The organism is Streptomyces pseudoechinosporeus (genome assembly GCF_054783935.1).
Window position 1 is genome coordinate 1 of the sequence record NZ_BAAGPS010000066.1, and the last position, 26,914, is coordinate 26,914.

Sequence of the window (26,914 nt, forward strand, 5' to 3'; positions counted from 1 at the left end):
TCTCGGTCGCCACCGCCTTCTTCAGCTCATCGGTGCGGGCGATGTCACGGGCCAGCTCCGTCTGCAGCACCGGGTCCTCCTTCAGCCGGTCCAGGAGCGCAGCCCGCGCCGCCTGCGCGGTCGAGGGGTCCGCGAGGATCGCGGCGCGCAGCGCGGTGGGGTTCTCGGCAACCTCGAGCGCCTTGGTCGGCCGGATGCCCTCCGCCTCGGCCGCCGCTGCGATCGCCGTACCACGCACCGAGGAAGCGCTGTTGCGGGAGTTGTAGTACGACAGCCACACGTCGGCGTCCGGCAGTTCGACGTCCTCGCCGGGGGCCAGGGCCTCCAGGTGCGGCACGAGAGCGTCGTCGGCCGCCATGTCCCACGCCTTGTAGTAGCGCATGACCCGCTCGGGTGAGCACCCCGCCAGCTCGGCGAACCGCTTGGCGGAGACCTTCGGCGTCTCCCCGGCGGGCTGTCCGCCGGGCCGCACACTGCGCGCCACCTTGAGCGCGAACGCCCAGCCGCCCGTCCGCGCGTACTCCCCGAACTCGCGCGCGTCTCGGACCACGGCCTCGGGAAGGCCGGGGGAAGGGGCGGTCATGTCCCGGCGGGGGACGGGCACAGGCGCAGGGTCGGACAACGGGGCGAGTACCGTCCCAACCGGCGGCGGGACGGTCACAGCGTCACCGGACGCCGGGACATCGGGCGCCGGGACAGCCGCCGACTCGCCCAGCGACAGATCCTCCGCGCCAGTGGATGCGCCCGGCTCGACCCAGAACTCCCCCGCGCCGACAGCCACTTCGAGGGACGACTCGCCGACGGGCGTCTCTTCGGCAGGCGTCCCTGCCACGGCCGTCTGCTCCACGACCGACTCCTCCCCCGCCGTCCCGGCAACGAGCTTCCCCTCGACGGACTTCCCTTCGACGGTTGCCTCGTCAGCGGATGTCGCGTCGACGGGTGTAACGGCCCCTTCGGATGGAGCGAACGCTGCGGTCACAGGGGCTCTCCCAGGCAGTCTCGGACGGTGGTAACCGAAGTGAGGAGCCTATATGAACCCGTTGTTGCGCCTTTGCGCGCCTGCGCGTCTCACCTGGACCAGGCCCGAACGGGCCAGGGGCCCGTCGAGTCCGCGGAACGCGGCAAGTCACCATGCAGACCAACGACCTCAGGATCGGCGTCGACCTCGGCGGCACGACACTCCAGGTCTTCGGACGACGGAACGGTCCGAGTACGGGACGCCACGACCGGCGCCTCTCCCAACCACGTGATCGAACAAACGTACCGGGTGTGGAGCACCGCCTCGTCACCAGTCGACGACCGCCTGGCCATCAGCACCAGCCACAGCGTGTTCCGCATCGTCCACCAGGCCAGGACGATGCCTTCGACCGCCAGGGAGCTGCAGTCTAGTCCGCCGGCCGCCAGGGAGCTGCAGTCGAGTCCGCCGGCTGGTCCCCCGACGGCACCCGCGTCGCCACCGACCTGCGGCACGAGGTCGCGACGCTGCGCCGCACGAACCCCAAACCACGCTTCGACTGGGCCGACCGCGCCTACCTCGCCGGCGCTGATCCGACAGCTGCCCAGGGCGCTGCGACAACCCCGTCTGGTCACACCCGACACGATGCTGCGGTGGCACCGCCGGCTGGTGACGAAGAAGTGGACGTACCCGAACCGGACCGGCCGCCCACCGATCGACCAGGCGACCGCCGCGCTCATCGAACAACTCGCCCTGGAAAACGCCTCCTGGGGGGGGGATCAGCGCATCCAGGGTGAACTCCTCAAGCTCGGCCACCGCGTGGGTGCTTCGACGATCCGCAGGATCCTCGAACGCCGGAAGACACCCCCGGCACCCGAGCGATGCACCGACACGACATGGCGGCAGTTCCTCCGCACCCAGGCCTCGACCATGCTCGCCGTCGACTTCTTTCACATCGACTGCGCGGTCACCCTGCGGCGGCTGTACGTCTTCTTCGCGATGGAAGCCGGCACCCGCTACGTGCACGTCCTCGGCGTGACCAGCCATCCGGACGGGCCGTGGACCACGCAACAGGCCCGCAGTCTCCTGATGAACCCCGGCCACCGAGCATCCCAGTTCGCCTTCCTCATACGCGACCGGGCCGGCCAGTTCAGCAGGTCATTCGACATGGTCCTCGCCAGCGAGGACATCAAAGTCGTGAAGATCCCTCCGCGGTGCCCTCAAGCGAATGCGTACGCGGAACGGTTCGTGCGCACCGTCCGCTCGGAGGTCACCGACCGGATGCTCATCTCCAACCGGCGCCACCTGCGCACCGTGCTGGACGAGTACGCCCAGCACTACAACGGACGAAGACCCCATCGCGGACGCCAACTCCAACCACCCCGGCCCGACCACCCCATCGCCGACCTCTCTCACGAGCGGATCAAGCGCCGACCGATCCTCGTAGGCCTTATCAACGAGTACGAGCGAGTGGCGTAGAAACGCAAGTCACCGCCGCTGGCCACGTTCTGGAACCCCACAGGGCAAGCCGGGCGTGCCGGTGATGAGCATGCACACGATCGACGACATGCTCGTGCCGCTGTCCATGCAGCAGACCTACGCCAAGAGGGTAGCCGCCAACGGCCAGTCCGACCTGCTCGTCGAGCGCGGGATCCGGTCCGCCATGCACTGCGACTTCAGCGACGTCGAACTGGGCAAGGCGTGGAAGGACCTCACCAGCTGGGTGGAGCGCCGCGAGGCTCGTGGGGACAAGGCGGCCCGCCCCGCCGGCGACGACATCCTCGACCGGAAGAAGGTCGCTGCCCTGACGTTCGGCTGCCGCTTCACCGACCCGGCCGCCCCCGCGACGCCCACGAGCGAATCCCGGAAACTCTTCCCCGTCTGCCCCAGGGAGCGTACACATGACGGACGTTGACGCTCGCCGCCTCCACCCCCGCAGACGAGCAACGGTCGCCGCCGTCATGGCGATCGCTCTGGCCCTCGCTGGACTGACGTCGGCATCGGCGAACACCGTCGAAGCGAAGCCGGCCCGAGCCGCCGCGCCGGGACTGCTCGACTTGCCCACCCCCGAGGACATCCGCGACTGGCTTGCCTACGACCGGCCGACCCAGTACGAGAGCGTTTTGTCGAAGGTGCGGGTACCCACGCGCGACGGCACCCGCCTCGCCTGTGACCTCTACCGGCCGGGCCGCGACGGCGAGGTGGACGGCGCCGAACACCCGAGCCTCCTGCTGGAGTTCACGCCGTACACGCACATCGACAACAACCCAATGGCCACCTACCTGACCGGGCGTGGATACAACGTCCTCATCTGCTACGTCCGCGGGTCGGGCGACTCCAAGGGCTCCTTCCCCTCGTGGTTCCAGCCCAAGGAAGCCACCGACACCTACGACCTGATCGAGTGGCTCGCCCGGCGGCCGGGCGCAACGGGAGACGTGGGGCAGGTCGGGACCAGCTACGGCTCCATGACGGCCTACCGGGGCGCAGCGCAGCGGCTCCCGCACCTGCGCGCCATCCTCCCCATCGTCTCCTCGACGAACCTTTACTCGGAGTGGGCGTACCCAGGCGGAGTGCCAACCATCAACGGCGCCAAGTGGGCCAACAGCGGACCGGTCCTCAGCCCGGAGGACCACACGAGCATGCTGAAGAGCGTCCGGGAACACCCGCTCTACGACGCGTACTGGAAGCAGGTCGTACCACCAACAAGCTGCGGGACATCGAGGTTCCGGCCCTGCACATCGGCGGCTACTTCGACATCTTCAAGGAAGGCGGCTTCGACGCCCTCGCCCAAAGACCCGGCGAGACCTGGCTGCTGAACGGCCCGTGGATCCACGGCGGATTCCTGAGTATCCCCGGTGTGGACCCGGCCGCCCTGGGCGTGGACGCCTCGACGGCGATCTCGTACTCCGTCGTCCTGCAGTGGTTCGATCACTGGCTGGCCAAGCTCCCCGGGGCACAGCTGCCACCGGACCGCGTGATCAGCTACGAGTCCACCTCGGCCAAGGCAGCGGGCAGCTGGCACGGCTACAACCAGTGGCCCGCGGCGGCGAGTTCGAGCAGGCGGCTGTACCCGACGGCCGACGGCGCACTCGCCGAGAGCCCTCCCGCGGCCGAGGAACTCCGCTCTGAGGTGAACCCGATGGACGGCCCGTCGGCCGACGTGCTCGGCAGCCTGCCCTACGACCCCTCCCAGAACCAGGCGGTCTCCGACACCAAGGTCGTCCGGCCGGGCGGCCGCTACGCGCTCAACCGCACCACCTTCACTCTCCCGGCGTTCACCGAGGACACCACGGTCGCTGGCCCGGTCACGCTGCACCTCAACGCGTCGATCGACGCGAAGGACGCGTACTTCGTCAGCAAGCTGGAGACCGTCCTGCCGGACGGCCGCGTCCTGCCGATCGAAACCGGATACCAGCGGGCACAGCTGCGCGACGGCCTGGACAAGGCCAAGCCCGTCACGCCCAGCAAGCCGACGCAGTACACCATCTCGCTCGGCCAGACCCACTGGAAGTTCAAACCCGGGGAGAAACTGCGCGTCACCCTCAGCGGAGGCGACTTCCCGCGGGTCGTCCCCGACAACCCTGCGGAGAGCGTCACGGTGAACCTCGGCAGCAGGACCTGGGTCGACGTCCCGGTGCTGAAGTAGCGGCGTCCGGGGTGCGAACGTCGTTGGGTCGCAGCGCAGTTGTGCTGCGACCCAACGGTACGCCCAGACCCGAATCAAGCAACTCCCGTCCGTGACCTCGTCCCTTCGCCAGCAATACGGACGTGACCGACGAGGCGACGCTGTCTACGGCATCAGCGGGGGAACCGGATAGGCGCGATGGTGTGTTCGAGGCCGGTGAGGCTGTTCCGGGGGAGAAGTGGTCCGTGGCCGCTCGGCACTCCAGCAGGTGGCCGAGATCGCGGTCCGGGCAGGAGCAGGGGCAGTGGAGGGGGCCCGGCTCGGGGCTGATGAGAACGTGCTACGTGATGTCCGGGCTGCCATCAGCGCGCCCCTGCCGCTCCGACGCATTGGAGCACAGGCCAAGGGCGCGGTCGAGTCACCCGGCGTCACCGAGGAGAGTGCGGCGGACGTGCCGTAGGTGATTTTTCATCGCCTCGCGTGCGGCTTCCGCGTCCCGTTCCTTGACGGCGGCGACGATCTGCTTGTGCTCGTCGCAGTAGCAGCGGTGACGCTGGGCGTCGAAGGTCCGCTTCTTCAGGCCGCCCCACACGGGCTGGCGTCGGGCTGCCACGAGCAGCGAGCTGACGTTGATCAGAACCGTGTTGTGTGTGGCCAGGGCGAAGCTGTGATGCAACGCGGTGTCCCATCGTTCGAACTCCTCCGAGGTGGCAGCCTGCTCTCCGCCGCGCAGGCAGCGCTCCATCTCGGCGACGTCGGGGCCGGTTGCCGACAGGATGGCGAGCGGCATGAGTTCGGGTTCGAGGGCCATGCGGGCGGTCATGATCTCCGACGGGCTGGGGTGCTCGTGATTTTCGGGGGTTGCGGCCCCGTCGGGGGCGAGGAAGGTGCCGCGTCCGACGTGACGCAGGACGATGCCGCGGCTTTCGAGGTCCTCCAGAGCGGTCCGTACCGCTGCGCGCCCCACGCCGACTGCGGTGGCCAGGTCACGTTCGGTGGGCAGGCGGTCGCCGGGTTTGAGTCCGGTGTCGGTGATGTGCCGCTGGATGTGCCTGAGAACGCTGGCCGTTGGGCCGACCGGGTGGCTCATGTCCCCTCCTCGCCAAACCAATGCGAACCAATATTAGCACCATTCCAAACCAATTACCGGCCAGTAGGTCATTGACCGACGCGAAACACGTACTTAAAGTCACCGATATGAACCGATAGCCGAGATTGGTTCTGATTGGTTGGAGGGCTGGTGCGGTACGCACGGATTCACACCACTGACGGCGTGCGCGTGTGCGCGGTGGACGAGCAGGGGACCACACGAGCGGTCCGCTTCGCCGACACCGGCGAGTGGATCACCGAGTTGCAGCAGATCATCGCCGCCGGGCCCGCGGCCGGGAAACGTGTGCAGGTCGACGGCCAGGCCGCGGACGGCAAGCTGCTCGCGCCTCTGGTGCCGCACCGCAACGTCTTCTGCGTGGGACGCAACTACTCCGAACACGCCGCCGAGTTCGCCCGCAGCGGGTTCGATGCCACCGGGTCTCCCGACGGGCAGCACATCCCCCAGTACCCGGTGGTGTTCACCAAACCGGCCGCGTCGGTCATCGCCTCCGGCGATGTGGTCGATCCCCACACCGACATCACCTCCGCACTGGACTACGAAGGTGAGATCGGCATCATCATCGGGCGCCGCTGCTCGAAGGTCTCGCGAGAAGAGGCCCTGCAGTACGTGTGGGGCTACACCCTGATCAACGACGTGACCGCACGGGATCTGCAGCGCGACCACAAGCAGTGGTTCATCGGCAAGTCCCTGGACACGTTCTGCCCGATGGGCCCGTGGGCGGTGAGCGCGGACGAGGTCGACATCGAGGATCTGCAGCTGCAGACCCGGGTCAACGACGAGCTGCGCCAGGACGCCAACACCTCTCAGCTGATCTTCGATGTGCCGACCATCATCGAAACGCTGTCGGCCGGCATCACGCTGGAGCCCGGCGACGTGATCGCCACCGGCACTCCGGTGGGCGTCGGGATCGGCTTCGACCCGCCCAGGTACCTCACCACCGGAGACCGCGTCGTGGTGTCCGCGCCGGGCCTGGGCGAGCTGACCAACGTCATCGGCCCGGTATCGGGCCGCGACCGTCTGCAGCCGACGGGTGCGGCGCGGCTGTTCGTGGAGCAGAGCGGGCAGGGAACCCCCGTCGTGTTCATCCACGGCCTGGGCGGTGCCACGACCGTCTACGACCAGCAGGCCGCCGCGCTCGCCGAGACCCACACGGTGCTGCGCTACGACCTGTCCGGGCACGGGCGCTCCCCGCGCGCCGGTGTCCCCAGCATCGCGGGCTGGGTGGAGGAGCTGGTGGCGCTGCTGGATGGCGAGGGCATCCAGGAGACGGCGGTGGTGGCCCATTCGATGGGGACCCTGGTGGCGTCCCACTTCGCGGCCGCGCACCCCGGCCGGGTCACCCAGCTGGCCTTGCTCGGGCCGGTGCGCGCCCAGAGCGAGCAGGCACGGCAGGCCACCTTGGCCCGGGCCCGCACGGTGCGGGAAGGCGGCATGTCGGCCGTGGCCGACGCCATCGTGTCCGTGGCCACCTCTGAGACCACCCGCACCGAGCGGCCGCTGGCCGCCGCCATGGTGAGGGAACTGCTGCTGGGGCAGGACTCCGAGAGCTACGCCCTGGCCTGCGAGGCCCTCGCATCCGCCGAGGAGCCGGATTTCGCCGGCATCAAGGCGCCGGTGCTGCTGCTGACGGGCAGCGAGGACAAGACCAGCCCCATCGCCGTCAACGACGAGATCTCCTCCCTGCTGCCCAAGGCGCGCCTGAAGGTCCTCGACGGGGTCGGCCACTGGCACACCCTCGAAGCCGCCGACCAGGTCACTCACGCACTGCAGGAATTCCTCACACGCTGACCATGGCAAGAGCCGCTTGAAAGGAAGGTGACGAGGATGTCACCGAACACCTCGATCCTGTTCACGAACGTCCGTGTCTTCGACTCGACCGGCAGCGAGCCGTTCGACGGAGAGGTCCTCGTCCGCGGCGAGCGCATCGCGGAGGTGCGCCGCGGCAGCGGTGACCTGCCCCGGGACGGCGTGCGCGTCATCGACGGGCGCGGGCAGTTCCTCATGTCCGGCCTGTGCGATGCCCACACGCACTTCTCGTGGATCGACTCTGCGGATCTTCCCGGCCTGGGCCGCCTGGGCGTCGAGGAACACACCCTGCTCTCGGCCAAGTCGGCCCTGACCTACCTCAACTGCGGTTACACGATGTGCGTCGGCGCGGCAGCGGCCAAACCGCGGCTGGACGTCGTCATCCGCAACGCGATCAACGACGGGCTGATTCCCGGCCCTCGATACCTGGCCAACTGTCAGGAGATCGCCGTCACCGGCGGCGATCTCGTCGACGGGATCACCGCCTTCGCCGACGGCCCGGAGGAAATGCGCAAGCAGGTCCGCCGCAACGTCGCCTACGGCGCCGACCTGGTCAAGTTGAGCATGTCGGGCGAGGAGATCACCGGCAACAAGCACGCCGAGGACAACTACTTCTCCGACGAAGAGGTCCTGGCCGTAACCACCGAAGCCCACCGCCGCGGCCTGCGGGTGTGCACGCACGCCCGCTCCGCCGAGAGCGTGAAGATGTCGCTGCGCAACAACGTCGACATCATCTACCACGCCAGCTTCATCGACGACGAGGGCATGGACATGCTGGAGGCGAAGAAGGACGAGGTCTTCGTCGCCCCGGGCCTGAACTGGCTGGTGGCCACCCTCCATGACGCCGCCAGCTTCGGCTACCCGCCGGAAGCGGCCGAGGCGGCCGGCTACAAGCACGAGCTGGAGTGCGCCATCGCGGGGCTGCAGGAGATGCGACGACGCGGCATCCGGGTCCTGCCCGGCGGCGACTACGGCTTCGCCTGGACACCGCACGGCACCTACGCCCGGGACCTGCAGCACTTCGTCGACCTGCTCGGCTACTCGCCGATGGAGACGCTGCTGGCCGCCACGAAGCTCGGTGGCGAGATCATGCGGATGCCCGACGAACTCGGGCAGGTCAGGCCCGGCTTCCTCGCCGACATGATCCTCGTCGACGGGGACCCCCTGCAGGACATCAGCGTGCTGCAGAACCGCGACAACATCTCCGCGATCATGAAGGGCGGCTCCTTCCACAAAGACCTCGACGACAGCGGCCTCGGCAGGACCTCCTCCCTGACCGAGCAGCCCGTCATCGTTTCCTGAACCGTCCGACAATCCGGCGCCCCCCGGTCCGCGCTGACCCGGGGGCGTCGGCACGTCCACGCCGCGCCGGCCACAAACGCAAGGCGCGGACAAGCCGTGTGCGCGGCCCGCAGGCCGTGGACAGTGAAAGACCGAGAGGCAGTAGTGGATTTCCTTGCGGCTACGGCCATCACTGCGGCCGGCGCGGCGGCCGGGGCGATCAACGCGGTGGTCGGTTCCGGAACCCTGATCACCTTCCCCACTCTGCTCGCTCTGGGCTACCCGCCCGTCCTCGCCAATGTCGGCCTGGGGGACCAATGGAACAGCGAGTATCGGTGAGATCGATCTTGGTCGGCTTTCCGTGATCCATTAGCACAAATGATCTTTTGCGTACGGGTGTTCGCTCAAAGAGCCACGGTCGCTCGCGGGCAGGTGGTTACGTCCGCCGCATGCCAGTCGAGTTCTTAACTGATGAGCAAGCTGAGGCGTACGGGAAGTTCGCCGAGGAGCCGACGCAGCCCGAGCTGGAGCGGTTCTTCTTCTTGGACGATGTGGACCGGGATCTGATCGCGCTGCGGCGTACGCAGCATCACCAGCTCGGGTTCGCGCTCCAGATGTGCACGGTGCGGTACGTGGGCCTGTTCCTGGGCGAGGACCCGCTGGATGTGCCGTGGCCGGTGGTGGAGCACTTGGCCGGGCAGCTGGGCATTGAGGACGCGTCGTGTGTGAAGCGGTACGCGGACCGGCGGCAGACGGTGTACGACCACGCGTGGGAGATACGCGAGGCGTACGGCTACCACCTGTTCGAGGACCATGCCCAGGGCCGGAAGTTCCGGGCGTTCCTGCACGGGCGGGCGTGGACCCATGCCGAGGGGCCGAAGGCGTTGTTCGATCACTCGGTGGGCTGGCTTCGCCGCAACCGGGTGCTCTTGCCGGGGGTGAGTGTGTTGGCCCGGCAGGTCGCCGAGGTCCGCGGGGTCGCGGAGAGGCGGCTGCACGCCACGGTCGCCAAGGCGGCCCGGCGGGCGGATGCGGCGCTGCCCGGGGACCTGGTGGCAACATTGAAGACTCCGGAGGGCAAGCGGTTTTCGGAGCTGGAGCGGATGCGCCGGCCGCCGACACGGACCACGGGTACCGCGATGAAGGGCGCGTTGCAGCGGGTCGACGACATCGCCGCCTTCCAGCTGGGACGGGTGAAGCTGGAGCAGATCCCGCCGAACCGGCTGTCCGCGCTGGCCCGGTACGGGCTGGGCACCAAGGCCCCGAAGCTGGAGCGGACCCCGGAGCCCAAGCGCACTGCGATGCTCACCGCGGTGATGCGCCACCTGGAGGCCAAGGCGATCGACGACGCCCTGGACCTGTTCGAGATCCTGATGGCAACGAGGCTGATCAGCACCGCGAAGCGGTCCACGGACAAGCAGCGCCTGTCCACTCTGCCGCAGCTGGAGAAGGCATCCCGGATCGTGGCCAGGGCGGCGACGGTGGTCATCGAGGAGCTGGAGCTCATCGAGGAGACCGGCTGCGATGTGGACGTGGCAGCGATGTGGCGGGCGCTGGAGGAGGTCGCGCCCCGTGCGGCGCTGTCCAGCGCGGCGGTCACGGTGGTGAGCCTGGTGCCTGAGGACGACGACGCGGCGGAGACGGCGCTGCGCGGGGCGCTGGCGCTGCGCTATAACACCGTCAAGCCGTTCCTGTCGCTGCTGGGCGAGACCTCGGCGCTCGGGGCCGCAACCGGCGGGACGCGCATCCTGGCCGGCGTGAAGCGACTGCCCGCGCTGTCGCGGCGGAAGGTGGGCGAGAAGCCGCTGCTGCCGCGGGAGGTCGACGACAAGCTCGTGCCGGCGCACTGGCGCAAGGCCGTGTACGCGAATGCCGAGCTGCCCCAGGGGGCGGTGGACCGCGACGCGTACGTGGTCTGCGTCCTGGAACAGCTCTTCCGGGCCCTCAAGCGCCGCGACATCTACGCCTCCCCCTCGCATCGCTGGTCCGACCCGCGCGCCCGCCTGCTCCAGGGCAAGGGCTGGGAGGCGGTACGCGAGGACGTCCTGGCCGGGCTGAGCCTGGACGAGAACGCCGAACAGCACCTCAAGGAACTGATCGAGGTCCTGGACGCGACATGGAAGCAGATGGCCGAGCGCCTCGAAGAGGCCGGCCCGGACGCGAAGATCAGTTTCGAGATGCAGCCAGGCGGACGGGCGAAGCTGAACGTGGAGAAGCTCCACGCCCTGGGCGAGCCGAAGTCCCTGAACTGGCTGCGCAAGAGGGTCGAGAAGATGCTCCCCAAAATCGACCTGCCGGACCTTTTGTTCGAGGTACACGGCTGGACCGGGTTCCTGGACGCCTTCGTGCACCTGGGCGACGGCAAGACCCGCATGAAGGACCTGACCACCTCGGTCGTCGCCCTGCTCGTGAGCGAGGCGTGCAACATCGGCATGACCCCGGTCATCAACCCGAACTACGAGGCGCTCACCCGCGCCCGGCTGGTCCACGTCGACCAGTACTACCTGCGCGGCGACACCATCGCCGCGGCGAACGCCGCGCTGATCGAGGCCCAGGCCCGGGTGCCGATCGTGCAGTTCTGGGGCAAGGGCCTGCTCGCCTCCGTCGACGGCCTGCGCTTCGTCGTCCCCGTCCGCACCATCAACGCCGGCCCGAGCCCCAAGTACTTCGCGAAGAAGAAGGGCATCACCTGGCTGAACGCCATTAACGACCAGGTGATCGGCATCGGGCAGATGGTGGTGCCCGGCACCCCGCGCGACTCCCTGTTCATCCTGGACGCCCTGCTCAATCTGGATGGCGGGGTGAAGCCGGAGATGGTCGCCACCGACAACGCCTCCTACTCCGACATGGTGTTCGGCATCTTCAAGATGCTCGGCTACCGCTTCTCCCCGCGCTTCAAAGACCTCGAAGACCAGCGGTTCTGGAAGGCCCAGATGCCCGGCGCCGAGACGGCGGGCGGGTACGGGCCGCTAGAGGCGCTGGCCCGCAACAAGGTCAACGTGAAGAAGGTGCTCACCGCCTGGCCGGACATGCTGCGGGTGGCCGGCTCCCTGGTCACCAACCAGGTACGCGCCTACGACCTGCTGCGGATGTTCGGCCGCGAGGGCCACCCCACACCGCTCGGGCAGGCGTTCGCCGAGTACGGGCGCATCGCCAAGACCCTGCACCTGCTCGCCGTCGTCGACCCGGTCGACGACACCTACCGGCGCCAGATGCACAAGCAGCTCACCGTCCAGGAATCCCGCCACAAACTCGCCCGCGACATCTGCCACGGCAAGAAGGGCACCATCCACCAGGCATACCGCGACGGCATGGAGGACCAGCTCGGCCTGGTCCTCAACGCCGTAGTGCTCTGGACAACCAGGTACATCGACGCCGCCGTCGCCCAGCTCCGCACCGAGGGCCACGAGATCCGCGACGAGGACGTCGCCCGGCTCTCCCCGCTCAAGCACAAGAACCTGAACGTCCTGGGCCGCTACAACTTCACCGCCTCCCAGCCGGTCAGCGGCCTGCGCCCGCTGCGCGACCCGGACGCACCCGACCTCGACGATGACGACGACGGCACCGACGAATGACCCACAGGCCGCCGCGCCGGGCGCGGCGGGCGGCCGACACCTGGGCGGCGACGGGTCGTTGAGCACAGCATGGCGAAGTGCGGTTCGAGGAAGTCCACCGGCAACGTGGCGCATGAGATGGTCCACGAGCTGGCGATGGCGACGCTCCACCTGCTCGCCGCGAGGAGGCAGCTGCATGGGGCCGAGTCCTGCCCTTCGACGCCCGCCCTGATCGAGATGTGCGACCTGCTCCAGGGACACGTCAGCGAGATCCGCGCACTCCTGGTGGCCTTGGGAATGACGGACGAGGACCTTCAGACGCTGCTGAGCGGTGCCACCGAGTAGGGGGTCCGGGTAGGAACGGATCAGGGAACCGGTGTTGCTGACAGAAGTTGATAGGCGCTGATCCGGCCCCCAGAGACGACATCGCCCGGGAACGCTGAAGCGCTCCGGGCAATGTGCGTGAGCGGCAGCGACAACGTTACCGGGAGAGCCGCAGGTCCCAGCCGTCGCCGGTGCGGTTCAGGGTGGGGGTGTAGGCGGCGGGGCGGGCCAGTCGGCTTCCCGTGGGTGAGATTGCCGGGCGACCTGACCATCAGCGGCAGCGTGGGAGTGGAGTGAACCTGCTGGTCATGGGCAGATCTATCACCCGCGGGCGAGGCCGTTCAGGAAGTGAGGACCAAGGTGGCGTTATGGCCGCCGAAGCCGAAAGAGTTGCTCAGGGCCGCCAGTGGTCCTTGAGGAAGTTGGCGCGGTGATCCGGTCACTATGTCCAAGCCGATTGCGTCGTCGGTCTCTTCTGCGTTGAGGGTCGGGGGCACGACGCGGTGGTAGAGGGCCAGCAGGGTGGTGATCGCCTCGACGGGGCCGGAGCCGCTCTGCAGGTGTCCGATCATGGACTTGGGAGCCGAGACGGCGATCTGGTCGGTGTGGGCGCCGCACACACGATGTAGGGCGCGGGCTTCGGCGAGGTCTCCGGCCGGTGTGGAGGTGGCGTGGGCGTTGACATGGGCGATGTCGGTGACCGACAGGCCGGCGTCGGCGAGCGCCCGGGTGATGGCTTTGGCCGCACCGAGTCCCTCGGGCTGCGGCTGGGCGATGCGGTGCCCGTCGACAGACATTCCGATACCGAGGATCCGGCCGTAGACCCGGGCACCGCGGGCGCGGGCATGGGCCTGCGACTCAAGGATCACGATGCCCGCGCCCTCGCCGAGCAGGAAACCGTCCCGGCTCTTGGCGAAAGGGCGGGAGGCACCCTGCGGGTCGTCGTTACGTCGGGAAAGGGCACGCATGGCGGCGAACCCGCCCAGGCCGAACGGGTGGATCGGCGCCTCGGCGCCGCCGGCGATCACGACGTCGGCCCGGCCCAAGCGAATCATGTCCGCCGCCAGCCCGATGGCCTCGGTCCCCGAGGCACAGGCGCTCACCGGCGCATGGGCACTGCCCTGGGCGCCGTACTGGATGGCTATCTGCGCCGCCGAGCTGTTGGGCAGCAGGGAGGGCACCGCGTAGGGCGACATGTGCTTCCAGCCCTTGGTCTGGAGCGTCTGATGCGCAGCGAGCATGGTCTCTACGCCGATGGTGGAGGAGACCGCGACCGAGAGCCGCTCGGTGTCCAGCTCCGTAGCGGTATCGAGGCCGGCGTCCGCCCAGGCTTCGTGTACGGCCATCAGCGCCAGCTGCGTGACGCGGTCCATCCGGCGCGCCTGCGCGGGCGGGAGGGCTGCCGCGGGGTCCACGGCCGCGGGTGCGGCGATCCGCACCGGCAACTCATGGGCCCACGGTTCGTTCAAAACCCGGGCTCCTGACCGGCCTTCCAGCATGCCCTGCCAGCTGGAGGTGACGTTGGCGCCCAGGGGCGTGACCGCTCCGAGTCCGGTGACCACGACATCCGACGCTCCGGCGGAAGCTTTCTCTACCACGATCTTCCTCATTCAGTTATCTGTTTGACCAAAAGGGTAAAGCTGCCTGAACGTCGCAAAATGGGGGCTGTCAGGTGGAGTTGGGTCGCAGTCGTCTTCCGCGTCGTAGAGGTGCGGGCCCAGCAGGGTAGCCAGAGTGTGCAACGTGGCCTCCAGCTCCAGTTGTTCGATGGCTCCCGGGCGGTAAAACCGTCACCGCCCGCCTTGCGCTGGCTATGGCGACGCGTTTTGGGACCACCGAGGCGCCTCGAATCGGCCCCAATCTGTGAAGATCGCCGCCAGCGAAGACGGCTTGAAAACAGTCCTACTTGGCCCTCCGAGCCGGTCACGGGCGGGGCCGATGCAGGTCGCCTCGGAGCGGGCTTCACATTTCGGGGCCTGCTGGAATCGCCTCGGTGGGGTCGGAAGAAGTCGCCCTAGCCAACCCCTCCACCAGCGAGGAGTCCAAGACCACATCGGGTGACCCAGGCCAGATCGCCACCGACGTTCTGGCCTGGGTCACCCAACGCTGACGAGTTCCGCACAGCTCCTATTTGCAGGCGCCGGAGAACCCATTGTCGACGATCCGATACAACGGAAACATCATGGCGGAGTAGGTGTCTTCGCCGTACTCGCCGTCTACGTGGATTCGGTGCTGCGTCTGAACAGCACGTACCGCTGCCTTGGTGGCGTCCCCGTAGATGCCATCGGGCACAAGATTAGGGATGTGGTTGTAGCAGTGGTTGATCGCCGCCTGAAGCGCTTTGACTTCGTCGCCTCGGGTTCCGTAGGCCATCCAGCAGGTGAAGGTGGAGCTGGAGCTGCCGCGCGCAGGCAGGTAGAGATACCGCCCGCTGGGGGTGTTTGGGGCGGCCGTCGTCTTCGTGGCCTTGGTGCACTCGTAGGGGTCAGCAGAGGCAGGACTCGCGGTCAATCCAACCAGCAGCGTCGAGACCACGCCGATGATGGCACTGATGGCGCCGACCTTGAAACGGTTTCTGTTCACGGTTCTCCAGTTCGTAGGTAACTGACAGAGGCGAGTACATTTGTCGTGTACATGACCTTACGGATCTTCGGTGGAAGATCGAAGCCGAGTGCACCGACACACCCGCCCACACCTGCGTTCCGCTGTCAGCCCCGTACGGCGGGCACAGTAGCCCGGCTCGGCCGCTGAGTGTGCCGGTCGTTTGACCCACAAGGGAACGGCCGCCGCGAACACCGGAGTACGGGCAAGGCGGCGGACCAGACCGCCTCTGGTTTACAGCCGCGACCTTGTTGAGCTCGACTTTTTTGCCGCTACCGCTGGGACCACGAGAAGTCGCCCTACGGGTCCGTCAGATCCGTGGCTCGCAGCGAAGGCGCGGGTCACCGCGGAGTGCGGAGGGTTGGGTGCTGGGGTTGTTGGTTCGACAACTTTGCGACGTCATCGCGCAGCTTCTCCACGATCTGCTCGTACCGCTGGACGCTGGCGTTGCCGATCTTCTTCGTACTGGGCACCGTGCCCACCCCCTGCTGGCTAGGGCGACTTCTTCCGACCCCACCGAGGCGATTCCAGCAGGCCCCGAAATGTGAAGCCCGCTCCGAGGCGACCTGCATCGGCCCCGCCCGTGACCGGCTCGGAGGGCCAAGTAGGACTGTTTTCAAGCCGTCTTCGCTGGCGGCGATCTTCACAGATTGGGGCCGATTCGAGGCGCCTCGGTGGTCCCAAAACGCGTCGCCATAGCCACCTTGCGCCAGCGGGGCCGCAGATCGACACCCCGGATGGATCACCTGGAAGAACGAGACCACCACGGGCACCGCCGACAGCGCACCGTCAACTCCGCGGACTCGACGGATGCTTCCTCGTCGGCCATCTCCGCGCGCCGCTGGGCCGTACGGGCCACCACCACCTGCGTGTCTTCCACGGCCGCCCACAGGGCGTGGGCCTGCCGCCGCAGATGGTCGCCCTGGAAGGCGAGGTCTTCGACGCGGGCGGGCCGGAGCTCGGCGTCCTCCCCCATCGGCCCGGCCAGGGCGCTGATGTGGTCGAGGGCCATGTGCGTGGCAAACGCCGCCTGTGCCAGCGGCTCCGAGAAGTCAGTGAGAACCGCAGGTCCCGCAGTGGCACCCACCTGGACTGCCAGCTCGCGTAGCACTGCGGCGTTCAGCGGGGCGTAGGCCGGGAGCGGCGGCAGCGACGTCCGGTCCGCTGGGTCGATTCCTCGCCGTCGCAGGTCGCTGTAGATGGTGTCGCGAGTCACACCCGCTAGACGGGCAAGCTCCCGGACATTCCGTGTCCCCGCACTCCACGCCCCCGCCACCAGGTCAGCGCGTTCCTCGGTTTCTCACAAACGACCCTTTGTCCGAGCAAGATCAAACAAGGGCCGCCGGAGATCGCCGGGAGCCGGATCGGTTCGCAGAAGCCGCTCTCACTCAAGAGAGGCAGGAGGGCGGTTCTGCGACTTGAGTTGTGCGAAAATCCGGGGTTGTGACGGACCCCCAAGAGCCTTCCCCCACCGCCGCGTCGGAAGCCGATCTCGTCGAACGCCATCCGTGCCCCAAGTGCAAGGCGGCCCCCGGCTCGCCGTGCCGCTCGCGCTCCGGCGCGGTTGCCAGCGCCTACCACACCGGCCGCTTCACCAAAGTCCCGAAGCTCAACAAGGAACTGCGGGTGCAGACGCCGGCCGACCGCGGGCCCGGCCAGCCGTGGCGGCCCGGCAAACCGGTCCCTGCGGCCATCGACCCCAACCTGCCGAGCGCGGACATCCGTGTCGGCTACGCGCGGTGCTCGACGCTCGGGCAGGAGCTCGACTCGCAGCTGGACGCGCTCGCCAAGCACGGCATCGAGCGAGAGAAGATCTTCAGCGAGAAGATCAGCACCCGCATCAAGGTCCGCCCCCAGTTCGAAGAGGCGCTGAAGACCGCCCGGGAGATCAAGGCGCACGCGCCACACTGCCGGGTCCTGTTCACGGTCTACGAGATGAAAAGGCTGGGACGCGATGCCGCAGAGCTCACGGCCCTCGCCGATCACCTGACCGAGCACGGCCTGGTGCTGGAGATGCTCGCAGGCCCCCTGCCCGGCATCTACGACCCCACCGGGCCGGGCAAGCTCTTGTTCGGCTTCTTCGCCGCGACGGCGGAGACAGAGCGGGAGAACATCCGCGAGTCGACGTTGGAAGGGCTCGACACCGCGGCCCGCAAGGGCAAGCACGGCGGCCGGCCGCCCGTCATCACCGACGACATGCTTCACACCGTGCTGCGGCGCCGCGCGGGCGGCGAGTCCGTCGAGCAGATCCAGCCCGACCTGATCATCCCCACCGGCAAGCGCAAGGGGCAGAACCCTTCGGTAGCCAGCGTCTACCGAGCGCTCGCCGAGCACGCCAAGCGCGAGGCGTACCCCGAGGCCATCGAGCAGGCCCGCGCCGACTTCACCACACTCCAGAACGCGGACGTCCCCCGGCCACGCGCGGACGCCGTGATGCCCAGCACACGACCATGATCGTTCTCACCGATACTGGCTGTTCCACTGGTCCCCAAGGCCGAATGTGTCGAACAACATCGGACTCGTGCCCGGAGTGCTCGGGGGCGTCTGGGGGTACCGGCGTGAACTGCGCGGGCAGGCCTGCCGCCTGGCCCACCTCGCCACGGCCTCCGCCCTGGGCGGGCTGGCAGGAGCACTGCTCCTGCTCAGGCTGCCGGCTCGGACGTTCCAGGCGGCGGTGCCCGTACTGATCCTGACCGCCTGTGCACTCACCCTCGCCCAGCCCTACCTGCGCCGCCGCCTGGACCGGCGCATGCGGACGCCCGGGCACGGGCCGCCAGGACTGTGGGCGGCAGTCTGCGCATCGGGCGTGTACGGCGGCTACTTCGGAGCGGCACAGGGGATCGTCCTGATCAGCTTGCTGGGCTGTTCCATACGAGAGAGCCTGCACCGCCTCAATGCCGCCAAGAACGTCCTGGCCGCGATCGTCAACGCAGTTGCGGCACTGGTCTTCGTCGCCGCCACCAAAGTCGACTGGTCCGTGGCGGCATTCATCGCGGTCGGATCGACGCTCGGCGGACTGATCGGTGCCCGCGCGGGCCGCCGCCTGCCACCCGCCGGGCTGCGAACACTCATCGTCGTCGTAGGCGTCGCCGCATGCGCCGTCATGCTCCTGTGGCCGTGACGCGACGGACAAGCTCCGTCCCGCCGTAGCCCCGGGACGAGTCGCGGGAGGTGGCCCGCGCGCTCATGTCGCCTACTTCGGGTCGCGCTTGAACGATGCCGTCGACCAGCGGTAGCCGAGCGCGGCCAAGCCGATGGACCAGGCGACTCTAAAGACACCCATGAAGTTTCCCCGTGATCTTGGACACTCGATGGTTATGCCGCGAGGGCGTGTTGATGCCGCTGCCTGGTCTCGGCTGGGGTGAGGTAGCCGAAGATCTTGTGTTTGCGCAGGCGGCGGCGGTTGTAGAAGGTTTCGATAAAGTTGAAGACCTCGGCCCGGGCGGTGGCCCGGTCGGGCCAGGTGCGGGTGCCGATTTCTTCCTTGAGCAGGGCCCAGAAACTCTCCGCGGCGGCGTTGTCGAAGCATGATCCGATGCGCCCGCAGCTCTGTCGCAGGCCCAACTCCCGTATTCGGTCACGGAATTGGGCCGAGGTGTACTCGCTGCCGCGATCACTGTGTATGACACAGCCGGGCTCCGGACCGGCCCGGCCGTGGGCCATGTCGAGGGCGTCCACGACGAGTTCGGCGCGGTGGTGGTCGGCCATGGCATGGCCGACCACCTCGCGGGTGGCCAGGTCCAGCCAGCAGGCGAGGTAGAGCCGGCCCTCGGCGGTGGGCAGGCAGGTGATGTCGCCGACCAGCCTTATTCCGGGACGCTCGGCAGGGAAGTCCCGTCCGATCAGGTCCGGGGCCGGCTTCGCCTTCGTGTCCGGCCGGGTCAGCGAACACCTCTTGCGTCGGCTGGCGCCGCGGATCTCGTGCTCGCGCATCAGGCGGGCGACGCGCTTGCGGTTCACCCGCCGCCCCAGGCGACGCAGTTCGGCGTGGATACGCGGGACGCCGCAGGTCTTTCGGGAGGCCAGGTGCAGCACGGTGATCTCGTGCGCGAGCAGATCGTCGGCCGCCTGGCGGGTGCGGCGGGCGGCCTCGCTCTCGCACCAGGCGTAATAGGAGGAGCGGGCCACGTGCAGCACCCGGCACAGCAGCGTGATCGGATAGTTCGCCTTCTCCGCATGGATGAACCGGTACAACGCACTCACCGGTCGTTCTCCTTCACGAAGAAGGCGGTCGCTTTTTTCAGGATCTCGATGGTCTGCTGCTGTTCGCGGTTCTCCTTGCGCAGCCGCCGCAGTTCCTCGCGTTCGGCGCTGGTCAGCTCGCCGCTCGGGCTCTCGTCCCGGTCCGCCCTGGCCTGGCGGTACCACCCGCGCAGGGACTCCGAGCTGATCCCGAGTTCCCGGGCGACCGCGGTCACCGTCTTCCCCGAGGAGTCGACGAGCGCGATGGCGTCCCGCTTGAACTCCTCGGTGTACCGCTTCGTGTACTTGCTTCCCACCTGGTGCTACTTCCTCTGGAACCTCATGTCCCAGTCTCCAGGTGTCCACGATCAAGGGGAAGCTTCAAGATGGCGATGGCCCGTCGCGCCGACGCCCTCGCCATCGCGGTGGCCACCGGCATCCACCCGGCGGACCGCTACACCTCGCTGCCGCCGGAGCAGAGCCCGCATCTCACCATTGACGGGCTGGACGAGCTCCTCGGCCTCCTGCCTGTGTCTACCTGACAGCCGATCGCCAGCTTCGAACCGTCCTGGAGTCGCCTCAAGAACCGACCGTGGGATATGCGCCAGGGGGTATCAGTTCCGTATCCCTTGATCGAGATCACGGTCACGTCCGCCGAGGTGGTGTATCGACGGCCACTCGGCCTTGGCCAGCGGGTCGAGTCCCGTGTAGCGGCGCGCCTCGGTCCATGCGTCGTTCTGCTCGGCCAGCACCGCGCCGACCAGCCGGATCACGGCAGCACGGTCGGGGAAGATGCCGACCTCGCTCTGTGGGTCCGGCACGGACGGGGAACCGCGCAATCGATCGATGTCAGGACAACAGTGACAGACCGGTGCCGTGCAGCTGCTCGCGAGCAGCTGCGAGCAGGAGGCCGGTGTCGCTTGTTGAATGAACACCGCCGAACACGTAGTGGTCAGGACGAGCGAGCACCGCTTCGCACGAGTGTCGACGCATCCACTCGTCCAGGAGGTGCTCTGCCTCGCGGTATTCGTCCTGGCCGACCGGCGTCTCGGCGACCATACGGACGACGCGGATCGGAAATCCACCTTCCGCCCGGTGCGCGCGCACGGCCGACTCGGCTGCGGCTGCGTCCGTGCCGTGCCGGATCACCAGCCGGAAGGTGCTCCCGGTGAACTCGTCGAGCAGCCCGGTCCTGCCCCGGCTGTCGGTCACTGTCGGTTGCGGGAGGATGTCTCCACGCGCGGGGAAACGTTCCGGTGCGAGGAAGCCTGCCAACAGTCCGGGGATCAGGGACTGGCGGATGGTTCCTTCCGGCGTGGCCTTCAGTTCTGCCAGCAGGTCTGCGTCGCGCTTGGCGGCGGTGGCCTCGTCGCGCTCGCAGATCACGTGGCCGAACTCCTTGGCGACGAGTGTCACGTGTCGTACGTGCGAGGTGCGCTCGCGCTGATACGTGTCCAAGAGACCCTCGGAGGTGTCGCCACGCAAGTGAAGGGCCAGCTTCCACATCAGGTTGGACGCGTCGCGGATCCCTTGGCACATGCCCTGCGCCAGGAACGGTGGTGTCATGTGTGCGGCATCGCCCAGGAAGAACAAGCCCTGCGTGCGCCACTGTTTGAGGACCAGGGCATGGAAGCGGTAGGTGGCCGCTCGCCACAGGTCATAGTCCCCGGGAGCCAGCCATCGCGACAGCAGAGTGCGAATGAAGTCCGGGTGCGACACGTCCTCGGGACGTTCATCGGGGTTGATCATGAATTCCCACCGCCGGTGGTTCCCCGGGCCCACGATGAACGTGCTCGGACGCGCTGTCTCGCAGTACTGGACGTTCGTCCGTGGCAGCTGTGCTCCCGCGCCGGGGCGCAGCAACAGGTCCACAACCAGCCACGGCTGGTCGAACTCCAAGTCGTCCATGCTCAGGCCCAACCGCCTTCGCAACGGACTGCTGCCGCCGTCGCAGGCCAGCACATACCGCGCGCGCAGCGTGCGCCGACGCCCAGTTGCGTCGACCGCCTCCACGGTGGCGCTGTCGTCGGCGAGTTGCACGTCCATCACCTCCGTGCCGAGATGCACCTCAACGTTGTCCGCCTGCTCGAGGCGCTGGCGCAGCGCGCCTTCCAGTTGTGGCTGGAGGAAGACGTAGTTGGGTGCCCATCCGAGGGGGTGAGGTGGTGGTGCGGTGCCGATGCGCTTGATGACCTGCCCGCTGCCGTTGTGATATTCGGACGGCCGGTAGGGCATGACGTGATCCGCTATCGCGTCGGCCAGGCCGAAGTTGGCGAAGACACGCATGGCTTCCTGATCGAATCCAATGGCACGGGGCCGGGTTTCGATGTGTGCGGCTCGATCGAATGCCTCGACCCGGAGACCAAGGTCGTGAGCCAGGTTCGCGGCCGTGGCGCCGACAGGGCCAAGGCCCACGATCACTACATCAGCGTCAACTACGTCGGTCACGTGCGGACCTTTCCGGATCGAAACCAGCTCTGGCAGGGTGTTGAACTGAGTGTCGGCTTGTCGGGGGCCGCGTTCCCCCCTCCAGCCTGCGCGATGGCACGGGCCCGAAGCGCACCGGCGTTTGGCCGGTCGGAGTCACCCGTGGGCCATCGTGTGAACGCGCCCGCAGCGTCGCCGAGTGCGGTCGAGGCGCAGCGTCGGTGCGAGATACGCGCAAACCAGCCTCGCCCTGTTTGATTCCCCCGGCGGCTGCGGTCAGGCGCAGCCTGTCGTACGGAATGAGCGCAGTGCCGCAGGTGCTCGAAGAGCGACGCCTGCGGGAGCCGACCGCGGCGATCACAGGGATTCGACCGGCGGGGAGGGCGGCGCGGCGTGCAGGGTGTTGAGCAGCCGTGGAGAGGCCTGGAGTGCCGTTCGCTGCATCAGGTCGACGACGCCGCGGGTGCCCGCCATCTCCGATCCTCCGCCGGCGCGACCGGGTCCGCCGTGTCTCAGGGCGGGCAGTGGTGATCCGTGCCCGGTTGTCTGCGCCATGTTCGTCGAGTCCAGCAGGTGGAGCCGTCCGTGCCAGGGGGCCACGTCCTGAAGGAAGGCGGTCGTCCAGGAGAGGTCGTCGCTGACCACCGAGGCGGCGAGGCTGCCCCGACCGCGCACCACCAGGTCCGTGGCGTGAGCCGTGTCGCGGTACGCCAGCACGGTCGCGGCCGGTCCGAACGGCTCGACCTCGTGAGGTGCCGGGGCATCAGGGTCCGCGGAGATCAGGAGCGTGCCCAGGAAGGCTCCGCGGTCCGGGTCGGCGTCGACCACCCGGACCTTGTCGGGGTCGCCGTGGACGAAGCGGCCGGACTCGGCGATCTTGCGGACGGCCCGGCGTACGTCGTCGCGTTGCGCGAGGCTGACGACCGCTCCCATCCGCACGCCGTCCGAGGTGGGATTGCCGATGGTCACCCCGGCCAGCTCGGCCGAAATCGCGTCCAGGGCGGCGAGTTCGTGCCGGCGGGGCACCAGGACCCGGCGGATCGCGGTGCACTTCTGGCCCGCCTTGACCGTCATCTCGGTCACGACCTCCCGCACGAACGCCTCGAAGAGCGGTGAGCCGGGCGTGACGTCCGGAGCGAGGACGATGGCGTTGACGGAGTCGGCCTCCGCGTTGAACCGGACGGAACGGGTGATCAGGTTCGGGTGCGTGCGAAGGGCCTCGGCGGTGGCGGCCGAGCCGGTGAAAGAGAGCACGTCCTGTTCGCCCAGCAGGTCGAGCGCCGACCGTACCGAGCCCACGACCAGTTGCAGGGCTCCAGGCGGAAGGACGTCGGCATCCGTGATGATCCGGACGAGCTGTGCGGTGAGGTACGCGGTGGGGGTGGCGGGCTTGACCGCCGTGGGCATACCGGCCAGCACCGACTGCGCCAGCTTCTCCAGCGGGGCCCAGACGGGGAAGTTGAAGGCGTTCACCTGAAGCATCAGGCCCGGTGAGGGGGTGCAGATGTGGACACCCAGGAAGTCCTCGCCCCGGGCCAGGCGTTCGGCGGGTCCCTCGACCAGGATCGGCGCGTCCGGCAGTTCGGCGCGTGCTCGCGCGGAGTAGTCGCGCAGGACACGGATACCGCCGTCGACGTCGTACCGGGCGTCCGGCAGCGTGGCTCCGGCGCGGGCCGACAGGGCGTAGAGCTCCTCGCGGCGGGCGCGGACGGCAGCAGCGACCGCGTCCAGGAGGTCGGCTCGCTGGTGGAAGGTCAGGGCCCGCAGGGCCGGGCCGCCGACGCGGCGTGCGTGGTCGAACGCCCCCGCGATGTCGAGGCCTTGGGAGGAGACGTGGCAGACCAGGTCCCCGGTGACCGCGTCGTGTACGTCGGCCGCCGATTCGGAGGTGGCCGTGGGAGTGACCCAGGTGTCCTGCAAGTAGCTCTGGAGCATGGGCTGACAACCGCTTTCGTCTGAGGGCCGGTTCAGGGACTCGTCGAATCAGGGCAGCTGAACGCCGTTAGGCCACGGGATGGTGGCCCCAGATGTCGGCGGTGTAGGTGCGGCTGACCCAGGTGCTCTCGTCGACCTGCACACCGCCCGCGCCGATCTCGATGCCGAAGCCGGCGGGCGACGTCATGTAGAAGGAGAACATCCCGTCGTTGGCGTGCTTGCCGAGCGTCGCCATGAGCTCGACGTCGTGCTCGCGGGTCCGGTCCAGGGCGCGGCCGACCTCCTCCGGGCTGGTCACCTCGCACAGGATGTGGTGGGTGCCCTCGTTCTTGTACGAGCGGATGAAGGCGATGCTGTGGTGCCGGGGGTTGCAGCCCAGGAAGTAGAAGGTGCCCCAGGGGTAGTCGGCGGTGTCGCTGAGCCGGAAGCCCAGGATCTCGCAGTAGAAGTCCACCGCCTCCTGAACGTGCGGCGTCTTCATCACCACGTGCCCGAGCCCCTGTTCCCCGGTCACGAAGTCGACGCCCAGCGGTGAGACGAACTGGCTGGGGGCGAGGCGCCGGCCGCAGAACAGCTCGGTGCGGATGCCGAGCGGGCCGGTGAAATGCACCATGCGGGCCACCTGGCGGTCCCGGCACTCCTCGTCCGTGCCGGCGGTGACGTCGACGCCGGCCTCCTTGAGCCGCACGGTCATCTCGTCGATCGCGGCCGGGTCGCGGACCTCCCAGCCGATGACCGTCACACCGCCGGTCTCCGCCTCGGTCAGCCACATGCGGAACGGGTGCTGGTCCATACGCAGGCGGTGGCGCGCGAAGTCACCGCCCCCGGCGGAGCCGCTGTCGGCCGCAGCCCCCGGCTCGACCGCGAGACCTATCACTGTCCGGGCGTACTCCGCCCATGCATCCGGGTCGGGCGCGCCGATGCCCACATACCCAAGGCTCTGGATCGTCATGACGAGGACAATATTTGTTAGACCCTTGACGGTCAAGAGCCTTACGAATACGTTGACGTCATCGAGCCGAGGAGGTCTCCGATGTCGGGAGAAGTGCCCGAGAAGGCCCGCCTGCAGCCCGTCGACGAGGGCGAGCTGCACGAGAAGACACTGACGTCGCTGGCGCCGTACCGCGATCAGGACGGGCGGATCTACACGATCTGGGCGACGCTGGCCCACCACGAGGAGGCGCTGCGCCGCTTCATCGTCTTCGGCAACCACGTACTGGGGAAGAACACCCTGCCGCTGTCGTCCCGGGAGCTGATGATCCTGCGGATCGCCGCCCGGGCGCGGGCCGCGTACGAGTGGGACCAGCACGTCCGGATCGCCCGCCGCGCCGGGCTCGCCGACGACACGATCCTGGCCGCCGCGACCGGCGACTGGGACGGACTGGACGAGCTGGACCGGGTGCTGCTCACCGCCACCGACTCGCTCCTGGACCGCCAGGGCGTCGACGACGAGCTGTGGGACCGGCTGACGGCCCACCTGAGCACCGAGCAGGTCATCGACGTCCTCTACACCGTCGGCCAATACCTGACCATCGCCACCGTCATCAACACCCTCGGGGTCCAGGTCGAGGGCGACCTCGCACTGCCCCTCCCCGAACCGACCGAGAAGAAGGAAGAAGCCGCATGAAGCTCGCCAACCTCGCCGGCCGCCCGGTCGTCGTCCGCGACGACCTCGCCCTCGACATCGCGGACGCCAGCAAGGGAGCGATCGAGCCGCGTCTGGAGGTGCTCTCCGATCTCTCGCTCCACGACGAGCTGCGCGCCCTCGCCGAGCGGGCCGAAGAGGCGGACTGGAAGCCGTTCGAGCAGCCTGTCCTGGGCCGGGTCGCCAAGCCCTACAAGGCGATCGGCGTGGCCCTGAACTACCGCGCGCACGCCGAGGAGTCCAACCTGCCCGTCCCGGACGAGCCGTCGGTGTTCGCCAAGTTCGCCTCCTCCGTGGTCGGTCCGTACGACTCCATCGTGGTGGAGCCGCAGTACGACAAGGTCGACTACGAGGCCGAGCTCGTGGTGGTCATGGGGCGGACCGGCAAGAACATCCCCGAGGCCGACGCCTGGTCGTACGTCGCGGGGGTCACCGCCGGCCAGGACATCAGCGACCGCAAGGAGCAGTGGCGCAAGCCGATCAACCAGTTCACGCTGCCGAAGTCCTACGACACCTTCAGCCCGATCGGCCCGTACCTGGTGACCGTCGACGAGTTCGAGGACCCGGACGACATCGAGGTGGCCGGGTGGGTCGACGACCTGGAGGTGCAGCGGGGCCGCACCTCGGACCTCATCTTCAGCGTGCCCGAGCTGATCGCCTGGCTGTCGAAGCGGGTCACGTTCGAGCCCGGCGACCTGATCTTCACCGGCACCCCCGCAGGCTGCGGTGTCCGCCGCACGCCGCGGCTCTACCTGACCGAGGGTAGGGTCCTGCGGACCGAGGTCACGGGCGTCGGCACTATGGTCAACCCGGTCATCGGCGGCTGACTGCGGTCCGGTCGGACCAGAGAGGGCGGAAGATCGTGACAGAGACCGCAGGAGAAGCGGAAACCGCGAGGCTGCGCCGGACCCGGGAGTTCTCGGAGCTGCTGCGCCACCACCATCGCGAGCTGGGCACGACCGACCCCCGGGACCTCGACGCGATCGAGATGGTCACCGACCTCACCCGCCTCGAGGCCCGGCTGACCAAGGACTTCGAGAAGCACGTCCACCGGCCGCTCGGTCTGACCTGGGCGGGCTTCCGCATCCTGAACGCGCTGTGGGCCTACGACGGGCTCGCCCAGCAGGACATCGGCCGGGTCTCCGGGTCCACGCGCGCCAGCATCTCCAGCGCGCTGACGACCCTGGAGAACCGCGGACTGGTCACGCGCAAGCGCGTGGAGACCGACCGCCGCCAGCTGATCGTCGAGCTCACCGAAGAGGGACGCGAGACGCTGCGGAAGGCCATCGAGGCCCAGACCCTGCGCGAGCGGGCGTGGACGGCCGTCCTGCGCGACGACCAGCTCGGTGAGCTGGTTCACCTGCTGCGAACCCTGGTCAATCAGGAGACCCCGGCCGCAGACTGAACGACCGCGCCCGGCCCCTCGGACGACTGCCCGGTGCCCGTGGTGACGCCACCTTTCAAACTC

24 protein-coding genes and 3 pseudogenes are annotated in these 26,914 nt (G+C 68.4%); 15 read left to right on the forward strand and 12 right to left on the reverse strand.

Annotated elements, in window-relative coordinates; genetic code table 11:
• A pseudogene (locus ACYVO6_RS39915) lies at positions 1–583 on the reverse strand (hypothetical protein); the annotation flags it as partial.
• A gap of 1,017 nt (positions 584–1,600) precedes the next feature.
• Between ACYVO6_RS39915 and ACYVO6_RS39920 the strand changes: the two are divergent.
• The 4 genes from ACYVO6_RS39920 (at position 1,601) to ACYVO6_RS39935 (ending at position 4,601) form a co-directional block, all read left to right on the forward strand.
• Complete coding sequence (locus ACYVO6_RS39920; protein WP_461070196.1) at positions 1,601–2,434, forward strand: integrase core domain-containing protein; 834 nt, start codon at positions 1,601–1,603, stop codon at positions 2,432–2,434.
• A gap of 70 nt (positions 2,435–2,504) precedes the next feature.
• Positions 2,505–2,870: a hypothetical protein gene (locus tag ACYVO6_RS39925; RefSeq protein ID WP_461070198.1), complete on the forward strand. Its 366-nt coding sequence runs from the start codon at positions 2,505–2,507 to the stop codon at positions 2,868–2,870.
• Positions 2,857–3,771, forward strand: a complete 915-nt coding sequence (locus ACYVO6_RS39930) for a CocE/NonD family hydrolase (protein ID WP_461070200.1) — start codon at positions 2,857–2,859, stop codon at positions 3,769–3,771. Before ACYVO6_RS39925 ends, ACYVO6_RS39930 begins: the two co-directional genes overlap by 14 nt.
• Positions 3,693–4,601 (forward strand): CocE/NonD family hydrolase, encoded by a 909-nt coding sequence (locus tag ACYVO6_RS39935; RefSeq protein WP_461070294.1) that lies wholly within the window; start codon positions 3,693–3,695, stop codon positions 4,599–4,601. The genes ACYVO6_RS39930 and ACYVO6_RS39935 overlap by 79 nt, the downstream gene beginning before the upstream one ends.
• Positions 4,602–4,998: 397 nt before the next feature.
• Here ACYVO6_RS39935 and ACYVO6_RS39940 read toward each other — a convergent pair whose 3' ends face one another.
• Complete coding sequence (locus tag ACYVO6_RS39940; protein ID WP_461070202.1) at positions 4,999–5,670, reverse strand: FadR/GntR family transcriptional regulator; 672 nt, start codon at positions 5,668–5,670, stop codon at positions 4,999–5,001.
• A gap of 150 nt (positions 5,671–5,820) precedes the next feature.
• Here ACYVO6_RS39940 and ACYVO6_RS39945 point away from each other — a divergent pair, with 150 nt between their 5' ends.
• The 5 genes and pseudogenes from ACYVO6_RS39945 to ACYVO6_RS39965 all read left to right on the forward strand — a co-directional run bounded on the left by ACYVO6_RS39945 (position 5,821) and on the right by ACYVO6_RS39965 (position 12,677).
• A complete protein-coding gene (locus tag ACYVO6_RS39945) occupies positions 5,821–7,479 on the forward strand; it encodes a bifunctional fumarylacetoacetate hydrolase/alpha/beta hydrolase family protein (RefSeq protein WP_461070204.1) in 1,659 nt (552 codons plus the stop codon).
• Between the two features lie 36 nt (positions 7,480–7,515).
• Entirely contained in the window at positions 7,516–8,799 is a 1,284-nt protein-coding gene (locus tag ACYVO6_RS39950; RefSeq protein ID WP_461070206.1) for a metal-dependent hydrolase family protein, read from the forward strand.
• A gap of 144 nt (positions 8,800–8,943) precedes the next feature.
• Positions 8,944–9,081: pseudogene (locus tag ACYVO6_RS39955) on the forward strand (sulfite exporter TauE/SafE family protein); the annotation flags it as partial.
• A gap of 146 nt (positions 9,082–9,227) precedes the next feature.
• Positions 9,228–12,353: a Tn3 family transposase gene (locus ACYVO6_RS39960; RefSeq protein WP_461070208.1), complete on the forward strand. Its 3,126-nt coding sequence runs from the start codon at positions 9,228–9,230 to the stop codon at positions 12,351–12,353.
• Between the two features lie 69 nt (positions 12,354–12,422).
• Positions 12,423–12,677 carry a hypothetical protein gene (locus ACYVO6_RS39965; protein ID WP_461070210.1) on the forward strand — a complete coding sequence of 85 codons (255 nt, stop codon included), beginning with the start codon at positions 12,423–12,425 and terminating at the stop codon, positions 12,675–12,677.
• A 320-nt stretch (positions 12,678–12,997) separates the two neighbouring features.
• Here the strand turns inward: ACYVO6_RS39965 and ACYVO6_RS39970 are convergent, their stop codons facing one another.
• From ACYVO6_RS39970 to ACYVO6_RS39985, 4 genes are all read right to left on the reverse strand, one after another.
• The gene (locus ACYVO6_RS39970; protein ID WP_461070212.1) at positions 12,998–14,254 is read right to left on the reverse strand and encodes a beta-ketoacyl-[acyl-carrier-protein] synthase family protein; all 1,257 of its coding nucleotides are present in this window, start codon (positions 14,252–14,254) and stop codon (positions 12,998–13,000) included.
• A 529-nt stretch (positions 14,255–14,783) separates the two neighbouring features.
• Positions 14,784–15,239 carry a peptidoglycan-binding domain-containing protein gene (locus ACYVO6_RS39975; protein WP_461070214.1) on the reverse strand — a complete coding sequence of 152 codons (456 nt, stop codon included), beginning with the start codon at positions 15,237–15,239 and terminating at the stop codon, positions 14,784–14,786.
• Positions 15,240–15,598: 359 nt separating this feature from the next.
• Positions 15,599–15,730, reverse strand: a complete 132-nt coding sequence (locus tag ACYVO6_RS39980; RefSeq protein WP_461070216.1) for a hypothetical protein — start codon at positions 15,728–15,730, stop codon at positions 15,599–15,601.
• 269 nt (positions 15,731–15,999) lie between these two features.
• Entirely contained in the window at positions 16,000–16,473 is a 474-nt protein-coding gene (locus ACYVO6_RS39985; RefSeq protein WP_461070218.1) for a hypothetical protein, read from the reverse strand.
• Positions 16,474–16,700: 227 nt separating this feature from the next.
• Here ACYVO6_RS39985 and ACYVO6_RS39990 point away from each other — a divergent pair, with 227 nt between their 5' ends.
• Both ACYVO6_RS39990 and ACYVO6_RS39995 read left to right on the forward strand, forming a co-directional pair.
• Positions 16,701–17,711 (forward strand): recombinase family protein, encoded by a 1,011-nt coding sequence (locus tag ACYVO6_RS39990; RefSeq protein ID WP_461070220.1) that lies wholly within the window; start codon positions 16,701–16,703, stop codon positions 17,709–17,711.
• A 46-nt stretch (positions 17,712–17,757) separates the two neighbouring features.
• Positions 17,758–18,378: a sulfite exporter TauE/SafE family protein gene (locus tag ACYVO6_RS39995; protein ID WP_461070222.1), complete on the forward strand. Its 621-nt coding sequence runs from the start codon at positions 17,758–17,760 to the stop codon at positions 18,376–18,378.
• 194 nt (positions 18,379–18,572) lie between these two features.
• Here the strand turns inward: ACYVO6_RS39995 and ACYVO6_RS40000 are convergent, their stop codons facing one another.
• Together ACYVO6_RS40000 and ACYVO6_RS40005 are read right to left on the reverse strand one after the other, a co-directional pair.
• Entirely contained in the window at positions 18,573–19,460 is an 888-nt protein-coding gene (locus ACYVO6_RS40000; protein WP_461070224.1) for an IS3 family transposase, read from the reverse strand.
• Positions 19,457–19,756, reverse strand: coding sequence for a transposase (locus tag ACYVO6_RS40005; RefSeq protein ID WP_461070226.1), 300 nt, complete (start codon positions 19,754–19,756; stop codon positions 19,457–19,459). The genes ACYVO6_RS40000 and ACYVO6_RS40005 overlap by 4 nt, the downstream gene beginning before the upstream one ends.
• A gap of 69 nt (positions 19,757–19,825) precedes the next feature.
• On the opposite strand from ACYVO6_RS40005, the gene ACYVO6_RS40010 reads away from it, so the two are divergent.
• Entirely contained in the window at positions 19,826–19,981 is a 156-nt protein-coding gene (locus tag ACYVO6_RS40010) for a hypothetical protein (RefSeq protein WP_461070228.1), read from the forward strand.
• Positions 19,982–20,053: 72 nt separating this feature from the next.
• Here ACYVO6_RS40010 and ACYVO6_RS40015 read toward each other — a convergent pair.
• The 4 genes and pseudogenes from ACYVO6_RS40015 to ACYVO6_RS40030 form a co-directional block, all read right to left on the reverse strand.
• Positions 20,054–20,239: pseudogene (locus tag ACYVO6_RS40015) on the reverse strand (transposase); the annotation flags it as partial.
• A 49-nt stretch (positions 20,240–20,288) separates the two neighbouring features.
• A complete protein-coding gene (locus tag ACYVO6_RS40020) occupies positions 20,289–21,887 on the reverse strand; it encodes a bifunctional 3-(3-hydroxy-phenyl)propionate/3-hydroxycinnamic acid hydroxylase (RefSeq protein WP_461070230.1) in 1,599 nt (532 codons plus the stop codon).
• 336 nt (positions 21,888–22,223) lie between these two features.
• Entirely contained in the window at positions 22,224–23,801 is a 1,578-nt protein-coding gene (gene paaZ, locus ACYVO6_RS40025) for a phenylacetic acid degradation bifunctional protein PaaZ (RefSeq protein ID WP_461070232.1), read from the reverse strand.
• 67 nt (positions 23,802–23,868) lie between these two features.
• Positions 23,869–24,753, reverse strand: coding sequence for a VOC family protein (locus ACYVO6_RS40030; protein WP_461070234.1), 885 nt, complete (start codon positions 24,751–24,753; stop codon positions 23,869–23,871).
• Positions 24,754–24,834: 81 nt separating this feature from the next.
• On the opposite strand from ACYVO6_RS40030, the gene ACYVO6_RS40035 reads away from it, so the two are divergent.
• From ACYVO6_RS40035 to ACYVO6_RS40045, 3 genes are read left to right on the forward strand one after another with little or no spacing between them, the layout of a single operon-like run.
• Positions 24,835–25,428, forward strand: coding sequence for a carboxymuconolactone decarboxylase family protein (locus ACYVO6_RS40035; RefSeq protein ID WP_461070236.1), 594 nt, complete (start codon positions 24,835–24,837; stop codon positions 25,426–25,428).
• A complete protein-coding gene (locus ACYVO6_RS40040; RefSeq protein ID WP_461070238.1) occupies positions 25,425–26,273 on the forward strand; it encodes a fumarylacetoacetate hydrolase family protein in 849 nt (282 codons plus the stop codon). The genes ACYVO6_RS40035 and ACYVO6_RS40040 overlap by 4 nt, the downstream gene beginning before the upstream one ends.
• Positions 26,274–26,308: 35 nt before the next feature.
• The gene (locus ACYVO6_RS40045; protein WP_461070240.1) at positions 26,309–26,851 is read left to right on the forward strand and encodes a MarR family winged helix-turn-helix transcriptional regulator; all 543 of its coding nucleotides are present in this window, start codon (positions 26,309–26,311) and stop codon (positions 26,849–26,851) included.
• Positions 26,852–26,914 lie beyond the last annotated feature (63 nt).

What these genes read in the sequence shown, in the direction of transcription:
- ACYVO6_RS39920 (WP_461070196.1), top strand. Translation starts at nt 1,601, where the DNA reads ATGCTGCGGTGGCACCGCCGGCTGGTGACGAAGAAGTGGACGTACCCG.
- ACYVO6_RS39925 (WP_461070198.1), top strand. Translation starts at nt 2,505, where the DNA reads ATGCACACGATCGACGACATGCTCGTGCCGCTGTCCATGCAGCAGACC.
- ACYVO6_RS39930 (WP_461070200.1), top strand. Translation starts at nt 2,857, where the DNA reads ATGACGGACGTTGACGCTCGCCGCCTCCACCCCCGCAGACGAGCAACG.
- ACYVO6_RS39940 (WP_461070202.1), bottom strand. Translation starts at nt 5,670, where the DNA reads ATGAGCCACCCGGTCGGCCCAACGGCCAGCGTTCTCAGGCACATCCAG.
- ACYVO6_RS39950 (WP_461070206.1), top strand. Translation starts at nt 7,516, where the DNA reads ATGTCACCGAACACCTCGATCCTGTTCACGAACGTCCGTGTCTTCGAC.
- ACYVO6_RS39960 (WP_461070208.1), top strand. Translation starts at nt 9,228, where the DNA reads ATGCCAGTCGAGTTCTTAACTGATGAGCAAGCTGAGGCGTACGGGAAG.
- ACYVO6_RS39965 (WP_461070210.1), top strand. Translation starts at nt 12,423, where the DNA reads ATGGCGAAGTGCGGTTCGAGGAAGTCCACCGGCAACGTGGCGCATGAG.
- ACYVO6_RS40010 (WP_461070228.1), top strand. Translation starts at nt 19,826, where the DNA reads ATGGCGATGGCCCGTCGCGCCGACGCCCTCGCCATCGCGGTGGCCACC.
- paaZ (WP_461070232.1), bottom strand. Translation starts at nt 23,801, where the DNA reads ATGCTCCAGAGCTACTTGCAGGACACCTGGGTCACTCCCACGGCCACC.
- ACYVO6_RS40030 (WP_461070234.1), bottom strand. Translation starts at nt 24,753, where the DNA reads ATGACGATCCAGAGCCTTGGGTATGTGGGCATCGGCGCGCCCGACCCG.
- ACYVO6_RS40035 (WP_461070236.1), top strand. Translation starts at nt 24,835, where the DNA reads ATGTCGGGAGAAGTGCCCGAGAAGGCCCGCCTGCAGCCCGTCGACGAG.
- ACYVO6_RS40040 (WP_461070238.1), top strand. Translation starts at nt 25,425, where the DNA reads ATGAAGCTCGCCAACCTCGCCGGCCGCCCGGTCGTCGTCCGCGACGAC.